13 protein-coding genes are annotated in these 14,566 nt (G+C 48.0%); 6 read left to right on the top strand and 7 right to left on the bottom strand.

Features of this window, described 5'->3' with window-relative positions; genetic code table 11:
• Nucleotides 1-41 precede the first annotated feature (41 nt).
• Nucleotides 42-2,945 carry an alpha-amylase family glycosyl hydrolase gene (locus KWJ01_RS06560; protein ID WP_224995631.1) on the top strand — a complete coding sequence of 968 codons (2,904 nt, stop codon included), beginning with the start codon at nt 42-44 and terminating at the stop codon, nt 2,943-2,945.
• 188 nt (nt 2,946-3,133) lie between these two features.
• Here KWJ01_RS06560 and KWJ01_RS06555 read toward each other — a convergent pair whose 3' ends face one another.
• Nucleotides 3,134-4,036: an aldo/keto reductase family oxidoreductase gene (locus KWJ01_RS06555; RefSeq protein WP_224995630.1), complete on the bottom strand. Its 903-nt coding sequence runs from the start codon at nt 4,034-4,036 to the stop codon at nt 3,134-3,136.
• Nucleotides 4,037-4,177: 141 nt separating this feature from the next.
• Entirely contained in the window at nt 4,178-5,290 is a 1,113-nt protein-coding gene (gene nagA / locus KWJ01_RS06550; protein ID WP_224995629.1) for an N-acetylglucosamine-6-phosphate deacetylase, read from the bottom strand.
• Between the two features lie 229 nt (nt 5,291-5,519).
• Between nagA and KWJ01_RS06545 the strand changes: the two genes are divergently transcribed.
• Both KWJ01_RS06545 and KWJ01_RS06540 read left to right on the top strand, forming a co-directional pair.
• Nucleotides 5,520-6,272, top strand: a complete 753-nt coding sequence (locus KWJ01_RS06545; RefSeq protein WP_224995628.1) for an MBL fold metallo-hydrolase — start codon at nt 5,520-5,522, stop codon at nt 6,270-6,272.
• Between the two features lie 71 nt (nt 6,273-6,343).
• Nucleotides 6,344-7,153, top strand: a complete 810-nt coding sequence (locus KWJ01_RS06540) for a polysaccharide deacetylase family protein (RefSeq protein WP_224995627.1) — start codon at nt 6,344-6,346, stop codon at nt 7,151-7,153.
• Between the two features lie 83 nt (nt 7,154-7,236).
• Here the strand turns inward: KWJ01_RS06540 and KWJ01_RS06535 are convergent, their stop codons facing one another.
• The 5 genes from KWJ01_RS06535 to tilS all read right to left on the bottom strand — a co-directional run bounded on the left by KWJ01_RS06535 (nt 7,237) and on the right by tilS (nt 11,494).
• Nucleotides 7,237-7,515: a YciI-like protein gene (locus tag KWJ01_RS06535; protein ID WP_224995626.1), complete on the bottom strand. Its 279-nt coding sequence runs from the start codon at nt 7,513-7,515 to the stop codon at nt 7,237-7,239.
• A gap of 42 nt (nt 7,516-7,557) precedes the next feature.
• A complete protein-coding gene (locus tag KWJ01_RS06530; RefSeq protein ID WP_224995625.1) occupies nt 7,558-8,208 on the bottom strand; it encodes an outer membrane beta-barrel protein in 651 nt (216 codons plus the stop codon).
• 197 nt (nt 8,209-8,405) lie between these two features.
• Nucleotides 8,406-9,341, bottom strand: a complete 936-nt coding sequence (mdh, locus tag KWJ01_RS06525) for a malate dehydrogenase (protein WP_224995624.1) — start codon at nt 9,339-9,341, stop codon at nt 8,406-8,408.
• A gap of 285 nt (nt 9,342-9,626) precedes the next feature.
• The gene (locus KWJ01_RS06520; RefSeq protein ID WP_224995623.1) at nt 9,627-10,154 is read right to left on the bottom strand and encodes a cyclic nucleotide-binding domain-containing protein; all 528 of its coding nucleotides are present in this window, start codon (nt 10,152-10,154) and stop codon (nt 9,627-9,629) included.
• Nucleotides 10,151-11,494 (bottom strand): tRNA lysidine(34) synthetase TilS, encoded by a 1,344-nt coding sequence (gene tilS, locus KWJ01_RS06515; RefSeq protein WP_224995622.1) that lies wholly within the window; start codon nt 11,492-11,494, stop codon nt 10,151-10,153. The genes KWJ01_RS06520 and tilS overlap by 4 nt, the downstream gene beginning before the upstream one ends.
• A 159-nt stretch (nt 11,495-11,653) precedes the next feature.
• Between tilS and KWJ01_RS06510 the strand changes: the two genes are divergently transcribed.
• The 3 genes from KWJ01_RS06510 to KWJ01_RS06500 are packed head-to-tail and all read left to right on the top strand — an operon-like array spanning nt 11,654 to nt 14,565.
• Nucleotides 11,654-13,348 (top strand): OstA-like protein, encoded by a 1,695-nt coding sequence (locus tag KWJ01_RS06510; RefSeq protein ID WP_224995621.1) that lies wholly within the window; start codon nt 11,654-11,656, stop codon nt 13,346-13,348.
• Nucleotides 13,349-13,394: 46 nt separating this feature from the next.
• Nucleotides 13,395-14,234, top strand: a complete 840-nt coding sequence (locus tag KWJ01_RS06505) for an outer membrane protein assembly factor BamD (protein ID WP_224995620.1) — start codon at nt 13,395-13,397, stop codon at nt 14,232-14,234.
• Nucleotides 14,235-14,238: 4 nt separating this feature from the next.
• The gene (locus KWJ01_RS06500; RefSeq protein WP_224995619.1) at nt 14,239-14,565 is read left to right on the top strand and encodes a DNA-directed RNA polymerase subunit omega; all 327 of its coding nucleotides are present in this window, start codon (nt 14,239-14,241) and stop codon (nt 14,563-14,565) included.
• The last annotated feature ends 1 nt before the right edge of the window (nt 14,566 follow it).

Raw genomic sequence — 14,566 nt, 5'->3', positions numbered from 1 at the left:
ATCACTGCCAGCAATTTCTATTACCCTCACCAACTACTCATATGATAAAACCTATACACAATTTTTTAAGCCTGCTGATCCTTATCATCACTGCTACTGCAGGTTTTGCACAGCAGATAGTAAGCATCGAACCTGCCGGTGCAGGCGCTGATGATGAAATCAAAATCATCTTCAATGCTTGGGCTGGAGGAGGGGAGTTAGCAGGTGCAGCAAAAGTATACATGCACTCCGGGGTAGTTACTGATGGTCCTACAGGCACTGCCTGGACTAATGTAAAGGGCAACTGGGGAGCCGATGACGGCATTGGAGAAATGACCAGGGTTGAAGGAGCCCAGGATCTATGGGAAATTACCCTTTCGCCCACAGCCAGAAGTTACTATGGGGTAGCCGAAGGCACTAATATCTACCGTCTTGCCATGGTATTCCGCAATGCCGCCGGCGACAAAAAAGCTACTATCGCAGCAGGTGACTACCCGTGGGGAGCTGTTGCCGGCAATGGCGACTTTTTCGTCAACATTGCAAGCGGACCTTATGTACTCATAAGCCAGCCACAAACTGCAGAAATTTACCTGCAGGAGGGAGAGTCCTTGCAGATACAGGCAGAGGCTTCTGCTGCTGTTTCTTCTATTACCTTATACATCAGGGAGGAGGGCGCTTTTGTACAGAAGCAGCAGCTAAGCAGCGGTAAAACCATCACCTACAGTTATGTTCCCACACAAGCTGGGGCGCTCACCATTAAAGTAGTGGCGGTGATCAATGGGGTAGAAGTGGAAAACAGCAAAACAATCCAGGTATACCTGTACCCACAGCCAGTTACTGCAGCACTGCCCGCTGGGGTAATCAAGGGGATTAACTATCACGAAGATGATCCTTCCAAAGTAACCCTTGTGCTGGAGGCTCCGGGAAAAGATTTTGCCTATGTGGTAGGCGACTTTACCAACTGGCTACCAGTTTCAGAATACCTGATGAAGCAAACGCCGGGTGGAGAAATGTTCTGGCTGGAAGTAACAGGACTAAACCCGGGAGAGGAGTATGTTTTTCAGTACTGGGTAGAAGGCAACACTAAAATAGGAGATCCCTATGCCGATAAAGTGGCCGACCCCTGGAACGACCAGTACATCAGTGCCTCCACCTATCCAAACCTGCCCCGGTACAACAAAACAGATTATGGGGTAGCCTCTGTGCTGCAAACTGCACAGGAAGCGCATGAATGGGCAGCATCTGAAGCTAACTGGACAAAGCCCGAGCCTAAGGATCTGGTGGTGTATGAAGTACTACTGCGCGATTTTCTGGAAACGCACAATTACAGGGATTTAACAGACACCCTTTCTTACCTGAAGCGCCTGGGGGTGAATGCCATTCAGCTGATGCCCGTTATGGAGTTTGAGGGCAACATCAGCTGGGGATACAACCCTATGTACCACTTTGCTCCAGATAAGTACTACGGCACTAAAAAAGAGCTGAAACAATTTATAGAAGCAGCGCATCAGCAGGGTATGGCTGTTATTCTGGATATGGTGCTCAACCATGCCTTTGGCCAGAGCCCCCTGGTGAAAATGTACTGGGACGAATCCAACAGCACTGTGTCGGCAGCTTCGCCCTGGTTTAACCCACAGGCCACACACCCATTCAACGTAGGCTTCGATTTTAACCACGAAAGCCCCTACACCCAAAGCTTTGTAGACAGTGTAAATCTTTACTGGCTGGAGGAGTACCATTTTGATGGTTTCCGTTTCGACCTATCCAAAGGCTTTACCCAAACCAATAATCCCGACAATGTTGGTGCATGGTCGGCCTATGACGCCTCCAGGATAGCCATACTAAAACGTATGGCCGATGAGATCTGGGAGCATACCGGAGATGCCTACATCATACTGGAACATTTTGCCGATAACCAGGAGGAAAAAGAGCTGGCCGAATACCGGGCTGCAGAAGGCAAAGGCATGATGGTCTGGGGAAACCTAAACCACGCCTACAACCAGAACACCATGGGTTATGCCGCTGAATCAGACATCAGGTGGGTGTACCACGGCACCCGTAACTGGTCTGTGCCGCATGTGGTAGGGTATATGGAGAGCCATGATGAGGAGCGCCTGATGTATAAGAACCTGGCGTATGGCAATGCTGCAGGGAACTACAGCGTAAAGGATGAAGCAACAGCCCTGAACAGGCAAAAGGCGGTCGGTTTAATGTTTTACACCATACCCGGACCCAAAATGATCTGGCAGTTTGGAGAACTGGGCTATGACATCAGCATTAACCGCTGCGAAGATGGCACCATTAGCGATAACTGCAGGCTATCGCCAAAACCGGCCTATTGGGAGTACCTGGATAGCCCGGAGCACAAAAGCCTCTTCGACCATACTGCAGACCTGCTGCGCTTACGCAACGAGTATTCAGTATTCACCAATGGCACGGCCAGTTTTCAGGATGAAGGCCTGATCAAAAAGTTAAGCCTTAAAAATGCTGCTAACACTAACGCACCGGCCAGTGCCGATGAAATGAATGTGTTCATCGTGACTAACTTCGATGTTACTTCCCGTAACGTAACAGCTGTATTCCCACATGCCGGCACCTGGTACGATTATTATGCCGGGGGCAAAGCAGTAGAGGCAGGTACAGCGGGTTTGCCCCTGCAAATAGATGCCGGGATGTATAAAATGTATACCGATTACCCGATAGGGTCGGGAGCAGTAACCGGGCTGCCCAATGGGTTAGCCATAGGACTTCGGCTTTATCCCAACCCGGCCACAGAACTTATTACGCTGGAAACGGGCGGTAAACAGCTGCAGCAGTTTAGCATCAGCAACATGCAGGGGATAAGCATCAGCCCACGGAAGGCATCAGGCAATCAATGGAATATCAGCAGCCTGCCCACAGGGTTTTATGTAGCCAGGGTGGTGGTTGCCGGGAGATCATACTACCTGAAATTTGTAAAGCAATAGTTCAAAGAATGATTCATCCCTGATTTTTTAAGTAGGGTTAAAAAGTAAAAGCGGCCTTTGGAGAACTCCTATGGCCGCTTTTATTTATAAACTTAGCTTCTCAACATCCGGGATGAATGATGTGCTTCAGTTCTTGATCTTTAGAGTAATCTGTCACATCATGTACGTTAGGCCACTTCGGGACTTATCTAAGCTACCTCATGGCCCATGGCAGCTTCCAGTATCTGGAACCACTGTTCCCGGCTTAGCTCAACCGATAGTGCATCTACAGCCCTTTTAAGGTGTTCTTTTTTACCGGTTCCTACAATTGGAATAGGTTTGCTGGGGTGCTTGAGGATCCAAGCAATGGCCAGCTTATCAATGCCGTCAACTCCGGTTTCCCTGGCTATGGCTTCCAGCTTAAGCTTCAGGCGTACGCCCCGCTCATCCTGTGGTTGCAGCAGGTTACCCCCAGCCAGTGGCGACCAGGCCATTGGCCGGATCCGCTCTTTCAGGAAAAAATCCATATTCCCATTATCGAAATGCTCTAGTCGATAAGGAGAAAGCTCTATCTGGTTGGTGGTTAGTTTGCCGCCAACATAGGAGTTCAGCATCTGGTACTGCATGGGTGTAAAATTTGATACACCAAAATGGCGCACCTTTCCCGCACTTTCCAGCTCCTCAAAGGCACGGGCTGTTTCGGAAGGGTCCATCAGGGGGTCAGGCCGGTGTATCAGCAGCAGGTCAACATACTCGGTCTGCAGGTTCCGCAACGATTGCTCTACACTCTGCATAATATGTGTGTAGCTGGTATCGTAGTGCTTTACTTTTCGCTCCGGAAACTTTTGCGAGCGCAGCATAATGCCGCATTTGGTTACCAGCTGCATTTGCTCCCGCAGCCGGGGCTGGTTTTTCAGAACATTACCAAATTCAGCCTCACAGCCATAGTCGCCATAAATGTCTGCATGGTCAAAGGTGGTAATACCCATAGAAAGGGCCTCTTCTATATAAGCCTGCACTTCACTGGCCGGTACACACCAGTCAATGAGCCGCCATAGGCCCAGTACCAGGGGAGACATTTGCAGGTTTTGTGATAGCTTGGTTGATTGCATGGTATAATAATATGTACTTTGAAAAATTGACTCCGCCGACTGATCTGGAACAAAAAGCTCAATTTACTGCAGCCGTAGGGTAAATGGCAACAAAATGGGCTGTAGAAGTAAAATTTCTAAAAAGAAGGGGTTTTATTCGGGCTAAATCTTCTGCACCAGGTTTAGGGCATCGTCCAATACATTAAGTTTTGAAGAATTGCCCACCGCAATTCTGCCGATACGCTGCTCTAACCCCAGGAGCCTGGCCGGTATTTCGGTAGCCATTCTGATGGCCACAGGAAGGGAAATACCTACAGATTTAACAAGGTTCTGCAGGGCATCGTGCAGGGTAATGGATGAGCCCGCCAGATTGCCCCCGGCAGTGTAAAACTGGCCCCTCTTTTTGTGTATGCTGGTGCCCTCAAAGCTAATCTCATCCTGCTCCAGGCCTATAAAGGAAGCATCAGAGATCAGAAACAGCTTTTCTTTTTTCAGCTCATAAGCCATTTTTACAGCGCTATAATGGGAGTGAACCCCATCTACGATAATGCCTGCATACACAGGTGAACTTAGGGCCGCTCCGGTAAGCCCGGGCTCCCGGTGCTGAAATGAAGACATGGCATTGTAAAGATGCGTAACACAGCTTCCTCCCATTGCAAAAAAAGCCTGGGCCTGTTCATAGGTGGCGTTGCTGTGGCCTGCAGAAACCACAAAATCCTGTTCCAGCAGTTTTAGTAGCTGCTCCCTGCTAAATATTTCCGGGGCAATGGTCACTATCTTCAGTACCCCGGCGCCCCGGCTAATAATAGCATCCAGCTCTGTATTAACAGGTTTTCGAATGTTTTTGGGATTGTGGCCACCGTGCTTGCCGGGGTTCAGGAAAGGACCTTCCAGGTGAAGCCCCAGGATTCCCGGATGTTGATGCATGGCCTCTGCTACTACCTCAAGTGCCTTTAAAATATTGGCACTCTCGCTGCTGATGAGGGTTGGCAACAGGTAGCGGGTGCCCTTTTCTTCATGGGCCTGCAAAATTTGCGCCAATGCCTCCACACTGATGTTGTTGTTGAAGAATACCTGCTTTCCTCCATTTACCTGCAGGTCAACAAAGCCTGGTGTAATTAAGTGGTGCTCCAGGTCCAGTGCCTTTATGTTTTCATTTACCGGTATTGCTTTGCCCACAGCAAGAATTGTTTTTTCATCAATAAGTATTTCCTGATCTTCAAGAAGTATATCAGTTTGGTAAAATTTGCAGTTCTTAAGGAGGGTAAGATTCATTGTTTCGGGATAGCTTAATGAATTAAGGCTTTATTTAAGTATCTGAAATGATCTCTTAGGATAAAATGCTCCCTGTTATCAAAAAAGCTCCAGTACAGGGTAAAGGCTGGAACTGCTTTATATTGTTTACTTTGCTGCTGGGCTTCCACTAAATTGAAGGTACAAGGATGGGGATACCACAACCATAACCTATTGCTCCAGATCTGGTTTATCTACATTATTTAAATATATGAAAAGGCTACTGATATTTATTTTACTGTTATTCAGTGTACCCGTTTTAGCGCAGCAGGATGTAATACCTGCAAAAAAGTCTGCCGTAACGGTTAGTCCGGTAATGCATGGCAGCCTGGTGCTGCAGTGGAACGGCCGAACCATTTACGTAGATCCTTACAACGGTGCAGATAAGTTTGCTGATTTTCCCGCTCCCGACCTGGTGCTGATCACCGATATCCATGGCGACCACCTCCATAAGGAAACCCTCAAGGCGCTGGATCTATCCAATGCAGAGCTCGTTGCCCCGCAGGCGGTAATGGATGAGCTGGGAAATGAGATTAACTTCAAAAAGAAGCACACTCTGGCCAATGATGAGGAAATGAAATGGAGGTCCATCAGCATCAAGGCAATGCCCATGTACAACCTGCCAGAGAATGAAGAGGCACGGCATGTAAAAGGCCGGGGCAATGGTTATATTCTTACTATGGGCAAGCAGCGCTTTTACCTGGCAGGTGATACTGAAGCAATTCCGGAAATGCGGCAACTGGAAAATATAGATGTGGCCTTTATACCTATGAACCTACCCTTTACCATGGATGTGCAGCAGGCAGCAGATGGTGTACTCGATTTTAAGCCACGGATTGTGTACCCTTACCATTTTCGTGGCGCAGAGGGCAAGTTAAGTGATGTAGAGCAGTTCAAGGCGCTTGTAAACATGAAAGACCCCTCCATTGATGTACGCCTGCGCGACTGGTATCCTGAAAAATAGTGCAGCACTATTGAAGTCTTATCGCATTAGCTTATATTCATAGCGTACATAATGCTTAGCGCTGTTTCTGCATGAATAAAATACTTACAAAAAGCAGCTTACTACTGTTGCTGTGCCTGTTCTGTGCCGCTGCTTATGCCCAGGACTGGAATAAGAAAAAATGTGCCGTGGTGCTTACCTACGATGATGCCCTGAATGTGCACCTGGATAATGTAGTACCAGCTTTAGATTCTCTGCAGTTAAAAGGAACCTTTTATCTGACTGCCGCAGCGGCACCCTTTGCAAAAAGACTGGAGGAATGGAAAAAAGTGGCAGCGAACAAGCATGAACTGGCCAACCACACCCTGTTCCATCCCTGCAACGGTAGCCTGCCCGGCAGGGGTTTTGTCACGGCAGATTATGATCTGTCAACCTATTCCCTGCGCCGTATCAGGGATGAAATACGCATGACCAATACAGCACTGGAGGCCCTTGACGGTAAAAAAGAGCGCACCTTTGCATATCCCTGCGGTGATATGACTGTTGGCGATACTTCTTATGTTGATGCCATCAGGGTCGATTTTGTTGCCGCCCGAGGCGTGCAGAGCGTACTGGTACCAAAAGGCAATGCCGATCTCTACAATGTTGGCAGTTATATGATCAACGGGCAGACAGGTGATGAACTGATTGCACTGGTAAAAAAAGCTATGCAAAGCAGGAGCATGGTGGTGTTTCTTTTTCATGGTGTAGGAGGGGAGCACGGACTGAATGTTTCCCTGGAGGCGCACAGCAAACTACTGCATTTCCTGAAGGAGCATGAAAAAGAAATCTGGACCACCACTTTCCTGGATGCTGTCCAGCACATCAAAGCATCAAACAAGGCTGATAAAGCTAACCAGTGATAAACTACTACTAAAAAAAGTGGCCTTTGGAGTTTTTAAGCTCCAAAGGCCACTTTTTTTACTCTCCTGATGAAACCAGCAGTCTATTCTCCACCCACCACAACGCTCCAGGGGCGAATAGACCATTCCTTGATCAGCCCGTTTTTTACATAAGGATCATTGAGGGCAAATTGCTCCGCTACAGCTGGACTATCTCCCCTGAATACCAGTACTGCACCATCTGCAGGCTCTGCCAGTGCGCCTGCCATTACCATGTCGCCGTTTTCATAAGCACTTTTTGCAAGGGCTAAATGCTCGTTACGGTAAGGTGCACGTTTTTCAACATAATTCTCAACGGTTTTGTAGAAAAGGATGAAGTACATAAGCTTGTAAATATTTAATCATTCATACGACACAGTGCCTTACTAGATACGCTTTACCAGCGTAAGGGAAAGGTCTACACCGGTAGCGTTCAGCCTGTTCATGTTTGCCGGTGCTGGCCAGGCAGAATTAGCCGTAGGCTCATACTCAAAGTAAATGTTCCTGTACCTGAAGCCGGGATCCATGCTGAAAGTATCTGTAAATTTGAGCCTTAATTTTGCCTCTACCTGGTAGCCTAAAGCATTGGTATAGGTCCACTCACCCATATCATGGCTGTTCTCGGTGAGCTTTAGCTTTCCAGGGAAGTTGTAGTTTAGCCCTGCCCCCAGTATGATACCATTTAAAACACCATCTGAAGTTTTGAAAAGCTTGTTAAGGCCGGCAGTAAAATAGCCGCGTCCAAAGGAGGCAGAGGTTTTGTTCGATGTGCCGTTTACACTTTCGTATTGCAGCGCAAGGTTTTTTTGAAAACCGAGTGTGGCATACGCATCTAAGCGCTTGATCAGTTCGTAGCCAAGGCCAGCTTCCAATCCCATGCCGCCGCCGGGGCTGTAAACTACCTGGTCTCCACTGTAATCAAGACTTTCGTACTGGGCGCCAAAGCCCACATTAACCCGGCCAATAAACTTAAGATTTTGTGCCATGGCCGGCATTGCAAGTGCTGCCAGCAGGCATAGCGTGAGGAGGTGTTTCATGAACATGCTTTATTAACTGTTAAAATTGAAATAGTAAAATCTGGCAGAAGGGTAATGTTACATGGCAAATCTACTACAGCTACCAGAAAGATATCCTGATGGAGGGTAATAATTTTCAGCCAGGAGTCTTGTAAAAGCAGCTCATAAAAAAGCCACTACCCATAGGAGTAGTGGCTTCAGTTAAATTTATTTTAAGCCTATTTGTTGTTCATACGGTCGAGAACATCCATTACTTCGCGTACGTGTTTGTTGCTGGTTTGCATGAGCTCCATTTCCTGGTCGTTCAGTTTAAGCTCAATTACTTTCTCTACACCGTTTTTACCAAGCACCACCGGTACACCCAGGTAGGTGCCGTCGATGCCGTACTCACCCTCAAGCTTGATGCAAACAGGGTAAATGTGGCGCTGGTCGCGTACGATAGACTCAACCATCTGGGCTGCAGCTGAGCCTGGAGCATACCAGGCAGAAGTACCCATAAGCTTCACCAGCTCACCACCACCAAACTTGGTGCGTTCAATGATGGCATCCAGACGATCCTGGGCAATCAGCTCCGTAACCGGTATACCCGATACGGTGGTATAGCGGGGTAGTGGCACCATGGTATCGCCGTGTCCGCCAAGCAGCATGGCCTGAATATCTTTAGGAGAAACATTAAGTTCTTCGGCAAGGAATGCACGATAGCGGGCAGTATCCAGAATACCGGCCATACCCATTACCTTGGTACGAGGCAGTTTTGCCGTAATGTGGGCCTGGTAGGTCATTACATCAAGTGGGTTTGATACCACAATGATAATGGCTTCAGGAGAGTGTTTCACCACGTTTTCGGTAACCGAGCGTACAATGCCAGCATTGGTTTCGATAAGGTCATCACGCGTCATGCCAGGTTTGCGTGGCAGACCCGATGTGATCACCACTACATCAGAACCAGCAGTTTTGCTGTAGTCGTTTGAGGAGCCGGTGGTACGGGTGTCGTACAGATTAATGGGGGCTTTTTGCCAGATATCGAGTGCTTTGCCTTCACTCAATCCTTCTTTGATGTCAATAAGAACAACTTCATTGACAACTTCGCGATAGGCCAGTACATCAGCACAGGTTGCGCCAACATTACCGGCACCTACTACGGTTACTTTCATGATAAAAAATTTTTCGTCTAGAATCGGGTTAAAAGAACTTTCGCCCCCAAGATACGGCAAAAATCAACGCATTGCCAATTTAATGTGCTAATCCGATCATGTGCTAATGTGCTAATTTTGGGTCTTCAGGCGTACACAAGCTTTCTGGTAGTAAGAAGTCTGTAGCTATTTAAGAATGCCTTTAAAGATTCATTTTAAGGTGTTAGCATCTCAGTTTTAGCTTCTGCGGATGTTATTTTAATCCAACCTTCAGGCAGCACATCAAATGATTAGCAATCAACAAATCTATCTATCCGGATGCAGGTAGGCCTGGCCCAGATCGAAGAAGCCAAAGGTGGAGCGGTAGGCGTTGAAAAGATTCATGGTGTAGCCGTTGTAGAGCTCTGCCAGGGAGTTAAGCATTTCAGCTTTGATGTTGGGGTGGTTCTCGAAAATATCCAGGATGTTCACCTGAGGGATCACAAAGATCTCTGCTCGTTCGCTTACAACTATTGAGCTGTAAATGCGACGGGTGTTTTCCAGCAGAGAGTTGTCGCCAAAGGCATGGCCTTTTTCCAGGATTGAGAGTACCTCCATTTTTTCGCCCAGGTCTATGTTAAGCGATACGCTGCCATTGCGGATAACGTACAGGGCCTGGCTGGGGTCATTACGAAAAAATACAACCTCATCCTGGTTATAGGAGCGCAGGAACATATAGGGAGTGAAAAGTGCCAGCTCGTCATAGGTGAGCCGCTCAAACAGCTTTACCTGTGCAAGAAAAGTGAAGAGTGCATTTTCCTGATCTGTGTAAGACTTCTTGAAGGGATTGATCATGGCTTAACCAGCCTAATTTCGAAAACTTCCTGAGTTTGTGGCGTAATTTTGAAGCGATCATCTGGTCTGTAACCGGCAACCCATACAATATCAGCACCGGAAACGACTAACTGCACTTCTTCTTTCAAGTTTACAGGAATTTTGTGGTCGATCATAAAATCGCTTAGCTTTTTTTTGCCCTTCATGCCCAGGGGTCTGAACCAGTCTCCGGTTTGTGGCGGGCGCAGCTGTAGCGGAAATTGCAGCTTATGGAAATCAAGGGCAGCAACAGCCGGATCGGGATCAATGACATAACCCTTTGCCGTAATTCTTCTGGTCTGCAATATATTGCTGCCGGCGCTTACCTGGCTGTCGGTAGGTACAAGTACAGTAGTGGGAGCAGGGTCCGGGCTGTTAACGGGGCTGATGATGAGCTGCTGCCTGTCGATGCCCAGCCGGTGTGTTGCGGTAGAAAATCTCTTGCCCGAGCTGGTGCCCAGCGGGTTCTGCCAGGTTTGCAGAATGTTTCCGGCCTCCTGCCAGCTGCCTCCGAAAGGAGTAAGCAGCTCTCCCAGCAGGTACTGTGGTTCTGTTTCCTGTAACAGGCGGGGCAGGTTCAGGTAAAAATGTCCCTCACGCTCCTCCAGCAGCAGGGGCCTTAAATTATTAACTAATTGCAGAAGCAGCCCTTCTGCAGCGCGCAGGCGCTGGGCAGTTTCCTGCATGGCCCATTCTACGCGCGGGTTAAGCTCTTTTAGCACAGGCATTACCTGTTGCCTTATTTTGTTGCGCCTGTATTTAAGAGAGTTGTTGCTGCTGTCTTCCCGCCAGCTAATGCCATGTTGCTGTGCATAGGCGGCAAGGTCACGCCGGGTGGCAAACAGGAGCGGCCGAACTATTTTACCCCGTTTTGCGCTAATGCCATGAAGGCCGGCTATGCCGGTGCCACGGCTTAGGTTCAGCAGCAGGGTTTCGGCCTGGTCGCTCATGTGGTGGGCTGTGGCTACCCAGTCAAAATTAAGCTGCTGGCATAGCTCATCGAACCACTGGTAGCGCAAGTCGCGGGCAGCCATTTGTATAGATACCCCTGCAGACTGCGCAGTTTCTGCAGCATTCAGGCGGGTGGTATAAAAAGATACATCCAGCTGTTGTGCCAGACTTTCAACAAATCGGGCATCTTCTTCAGATTCTGCTCCGCGTAAACCAAAGTTTACATGGGCAATGGCAAAGGAGTAAGGAGACTGGCTGAACAGGTGTGCCATTACCACAGAATCGAGACCGCCGCTTACGGCAAGCAGTATTTTGTGGTTAAGCGCGAAGAGTGCTTGCTCTTTTATGTAAGTCAAAAAAAAATTCTGCATAAGGAGAAGCCCCCTTTTTACGTTACCTTTGTAACAAAGGTAGAAACCGCCATTTATAAAAATCACCATAAGGTAGAGAATTTTATAGTGGTGGCGCTGGCTGTGTTGATAAATTAACCCTTTCGAGAGAAAAGAATGCAAACCAAGCGGCATATTCTAATGCCAAAAAACATTTGCCTGATCCTGCTGCCCCTCTTGCTCCTGCTGGGGATGTCAGATGCCTTCGCACAACAACGCCTGCGCTTTACTGCCGATAAAATTAACGGACGCCGCGTAGGAGGGGAGCGTATCAACTACCTTATTGGCAATGTGGTGATACGCCAGGCAGAAACTACGATCTATGCCGATTCTGCTTCGGTACAAAGAGCAGAAAATAAGGCAGAAGCCTTTGGCCGTATCAGGGTTACGGAAGGCGACTCAATCGATATTACCTCCAAACAACTGGTGTACGATGGCAACACAGGTACTGCACACCTCTACAGGGATGTGGTATACCGCGATGGCAGAGCTACCCTGTACACCGATAATCTTGAATTCAATAAGTTCACAGGAATCTCCTCCTATTATGGCGGCGGACGCCTGGTAGACGAAAGTAATACCCTTACCAGCCGCCAGGGTTCATATGATAAGCAAAATCAGCAGGCTTCCTTTTTTGGCAAAGTAGTGCTAACCTCTCCGGATGCTACGGCTACTACCGATACGCTCTATTATAACACCCTTACAGGGCAGGCCAGGTTTGTGGGGCCTTATAGAATTGTGAGGAGCGACGGAACCATAGTGGAGGGCACAGAAGAATTTATTTACAACACCCGCTCGGAAAATGCCGCTGTGGTTCAGGGCTTTATCGAAAACCAGGATTATATCATTACTGGCAACCGCCTGCGCTACAACAAGCAGAAGCAACTGTTTACTGCTGAAGGAAAGGTGAAAATGACTGCCAAAAACAGGCAGATCATTATAACCGGCGAAGAGGCCTATTACGATAAAGCCACCGGTGTTACGCAGGTCTGGGGAAACCCGGTGATGAAGCGCCCGGTACAAAACGATACCCTGTATCTTTCTGCCGATACCATGCGGTCCATTGAAAGCCAGGTAGCAGCAGAAAAACGCCTGCTGGCCTGGAACCGGGTGAAAATATTCAAGGAAGACCTGCAGGGGCTTGCCGATTCGCTGGCCTATCGGCTGGCCGATTCTGTTCTGTACTTTTACCGTGATCCGGTGCTTTGGAACGTGCAGAACCAGCTAACAGGCGATACCATCAGCATGGAAATCCACAATAATCAGGTAGACCGCATGCGCCTGCTGCAGAATGGTTTTGTGATCTCTAAAGATACTGCAATCAACCATTACAACCAGGTAAAGGGCAGGCTAATAACCGCCTTCTTTGGTAAGGAAGAGCTAGAACAGGTAGCCGTTAATGGCAATGCCGAGAGTATTTATTTTGTGCTTGATGAAAAAGCTGCCAATGTTATGATGGGCATGAACCGCCTTACCAGCAGCAGCATGCTTATTAGTTTTGGCAACAGAACTGTGCAGCAAATCCGCTTTTACCAGCAGCCTGATGCTATTTTTGTTCCCCCGCATGAGTTGCAGGAACCCCAGACACGCCTGCAGGGTTTTGTTTGGAGAGAGGAACAAAGGCCCAGCAAAGAAGATGTGCTCTTCAGGAAAGCAGCAGCTACACCACCAGCACCTGCCGGGGCAGGTGCCCCGGCCAGCAGTGGTGCAGGAGTAGCCACCCCGGCATCTAAGCCGGCTGCCGGCAACAGTGCGGTTCCTGTAGTAAAACCAGCTGCTCCAGCAGCAACAAGCGAAAGAAAAGTCGCTCCTCCCTTAAAAAAAGAAGATCAGTAGATCTATTCATTGTCATTGTAACGGATTAAACTATATTTGCAGGCTTATGCGCCCAAACCTATTTAAAATAATCATATTCGGGTTTTTGCTGATCCTTGTAATGGGGTCATGCAGCAGCCGGGGATTCAACAAGCTGCAGCGTAGCGAGGACCCAATGGTTAAGTATGAGGCAGCACTCAAGTATTTCGAGGAGAAGAAGTATGCCCGTACTGCTATTCTGCTCGAAGACATACTCCCTCTTCTTACCGGTAGGCCCGAAGGCGAAAAAGCACAGTTTATCTATGCCTATTCACACTTTCACCAGAAGTTGTACATAGAGAGTGCTTACTACTTTAATGAGTTCTACAATGTGTACGGACGTAGTCCACAGGCAGAAGAAGCCCTCTTCATGCATGGCTACTCGCTGTACCTGCAGTCACCAAACCGTAACCTGGATCAAACCAGCACCCTGGAAGCGGTTACTGCCCTTCAGAACTTTATTAACCAGCACCCTCAGAGTGAGTACAGGGATAAAGCCACCCAGATTCTGGACGAACTCCAGTTTAAGCTGGCTAACAAAGCATTCGAAAATGCCAAACTTTTCTACGATATAGGCCGTTACAAGTCTGCCCTGGTTGTGCTGGAAACATTTGCCGATGATTTTCCGGATTCACAGCATAACGAAGAGGCAGCTTACCTGAGAATTCAGGCTGCTTATGAGCTGGCCCGTAACAGCCTTCAGTCTAAACAGCCCGAGCGGTACAGGCAGGTAGTGGATGTTTATCTTAGCTTTGTAGACAGATATCCCGAAAGCAGGTTTGTAAATGATGCAGAGAAGCTCTACATCAGCAGCCAGTCTGAAATAGAAAAATTAAGTTCAAGAAGTACAGCAAATAATAACCTATAATCATATGACGACTAAAGCATCTCTGGTAACACGCGACCTTGATAAATTAGCAGCACCAACTGGTAATGTTTACGCTTCAGTAGCGGTTATCTCCAAGCGTGCCCGTCAGCTGTCTACCCAAATGAAAGAGGAGCTTAGCTCCAAACTCGCAGAATTTGCTTCTACAGTTGATAACCTTGAAGAAGTGTTTGAAAACCGTGAGCAGATCGAGATATCTAAGTACTACGAGCGCATGCCCAAGCCAAGCGTTGTAGCTACTGAAGAATTCATGAACGACGAGCTGGTTTTCCGTAAAATAGAAGACCAGGAAAATCAGATCGACAAACTATAAA

This window comes from Cesiribacter sp. SM1, from assembly GCF_020178975.1.
Classification (GTDB): Bacteria; Bacteroidota; Bacteroidia; order Cytophagales; family Cyclobacteriaceae; genus Cesiribacter.
The sequence above is the reverse complement of the archived record's forward strand: the minus strand, read 5'-3'. Positions and strand labels throughout refer to the sequence as shown.

Coding starts and splice junctions, on each gene's coding strand:
- KWJ01_RS06510 (WP_224995621.1), top strand. CDS start 11,654: ATGCCAAAAAACATTTGCCTGATCCTGCTGCCCCTCTTGCTCCTGCTG.
- KWJ01_RS06545 (WP_224995628.1), top strand. CDS start 5,520: ATGAAAAGGCTACTGATATTTATTTTACTGTTATTCAGTGTACCCGTT.
- KWJ01_RS06505 (WP_224995620.1), top strand. CDS start 13,395: ATGCGCCCAAACCTATTTAAAATAATCATATTCGGGTTTTTGCTGATC.
- nagA (WP_224995629.1), bottom strand. CDS start 5,290: ATGAATCTTACCCTCCTTAAGAACTGCAAATTTTACCAAACTGATATA.
- KWJ01_RS06535 (WP_224995626.1), bottom strand. CDS start 7,515: ATGTACTTCATCCTTTTCTACAAAACCGTTGAGAATTATGTTGAAAAA.
- KWJ01_RS06520 (WP_224995623.1), bottom strand. CDS start 10,154: ATGATCAATCCCTTCAAGAAGTCTTACACAGATCAGGAAAATGCACTC.
- KWJ01_RS06540 (WP_224995627.1), top strand. CDS start 6,344: ATGAATAAAATACTTACAAAAAGCAGCTTACTACTGTTGCTGTGCCTG.
- KWJ01_RS06555 (WP_224995630.1), bottom strand. CDS start 4,036: ATGCAATCAACCAAGCTATCACAAAACCTGCAAATGTCTCCCCTGGTA.
- KWJ01_RS06560 (WP_224995631.1), top strand. CDS start 42: ATGATAAAACCTATACACAATTTTTTAAGCCTGCTGATCCTTATCATC.
- KWJ01_RS06500 (WP_224995619.1), top strand. CDS start 14,239: ATGACGACTAAAGCATCTCTGGTAACACGCGACCTTGATAAATTAGCA.
- mdh (WP_224995624.1), bottom strand. CDS start 9,341: ATGAAAGTAACCGTAGTAGGTGCCGGTAATGTTGGCGCAACCTGTGCT.
- tilS (WP_224995622.1), bottom strand. CDS start 11,494: ATGCAGAATTTTTTTTTGACTTACATAAAAGAGCAAGCACTCTTCGCG.
- KWJ01_RS06530 (WP_224995625.1), bottom strand. CDS start 8,208: ATGAAACACCTCCTCACGCTATGCCTGCTGGCAGCACTTGCAATGCCG.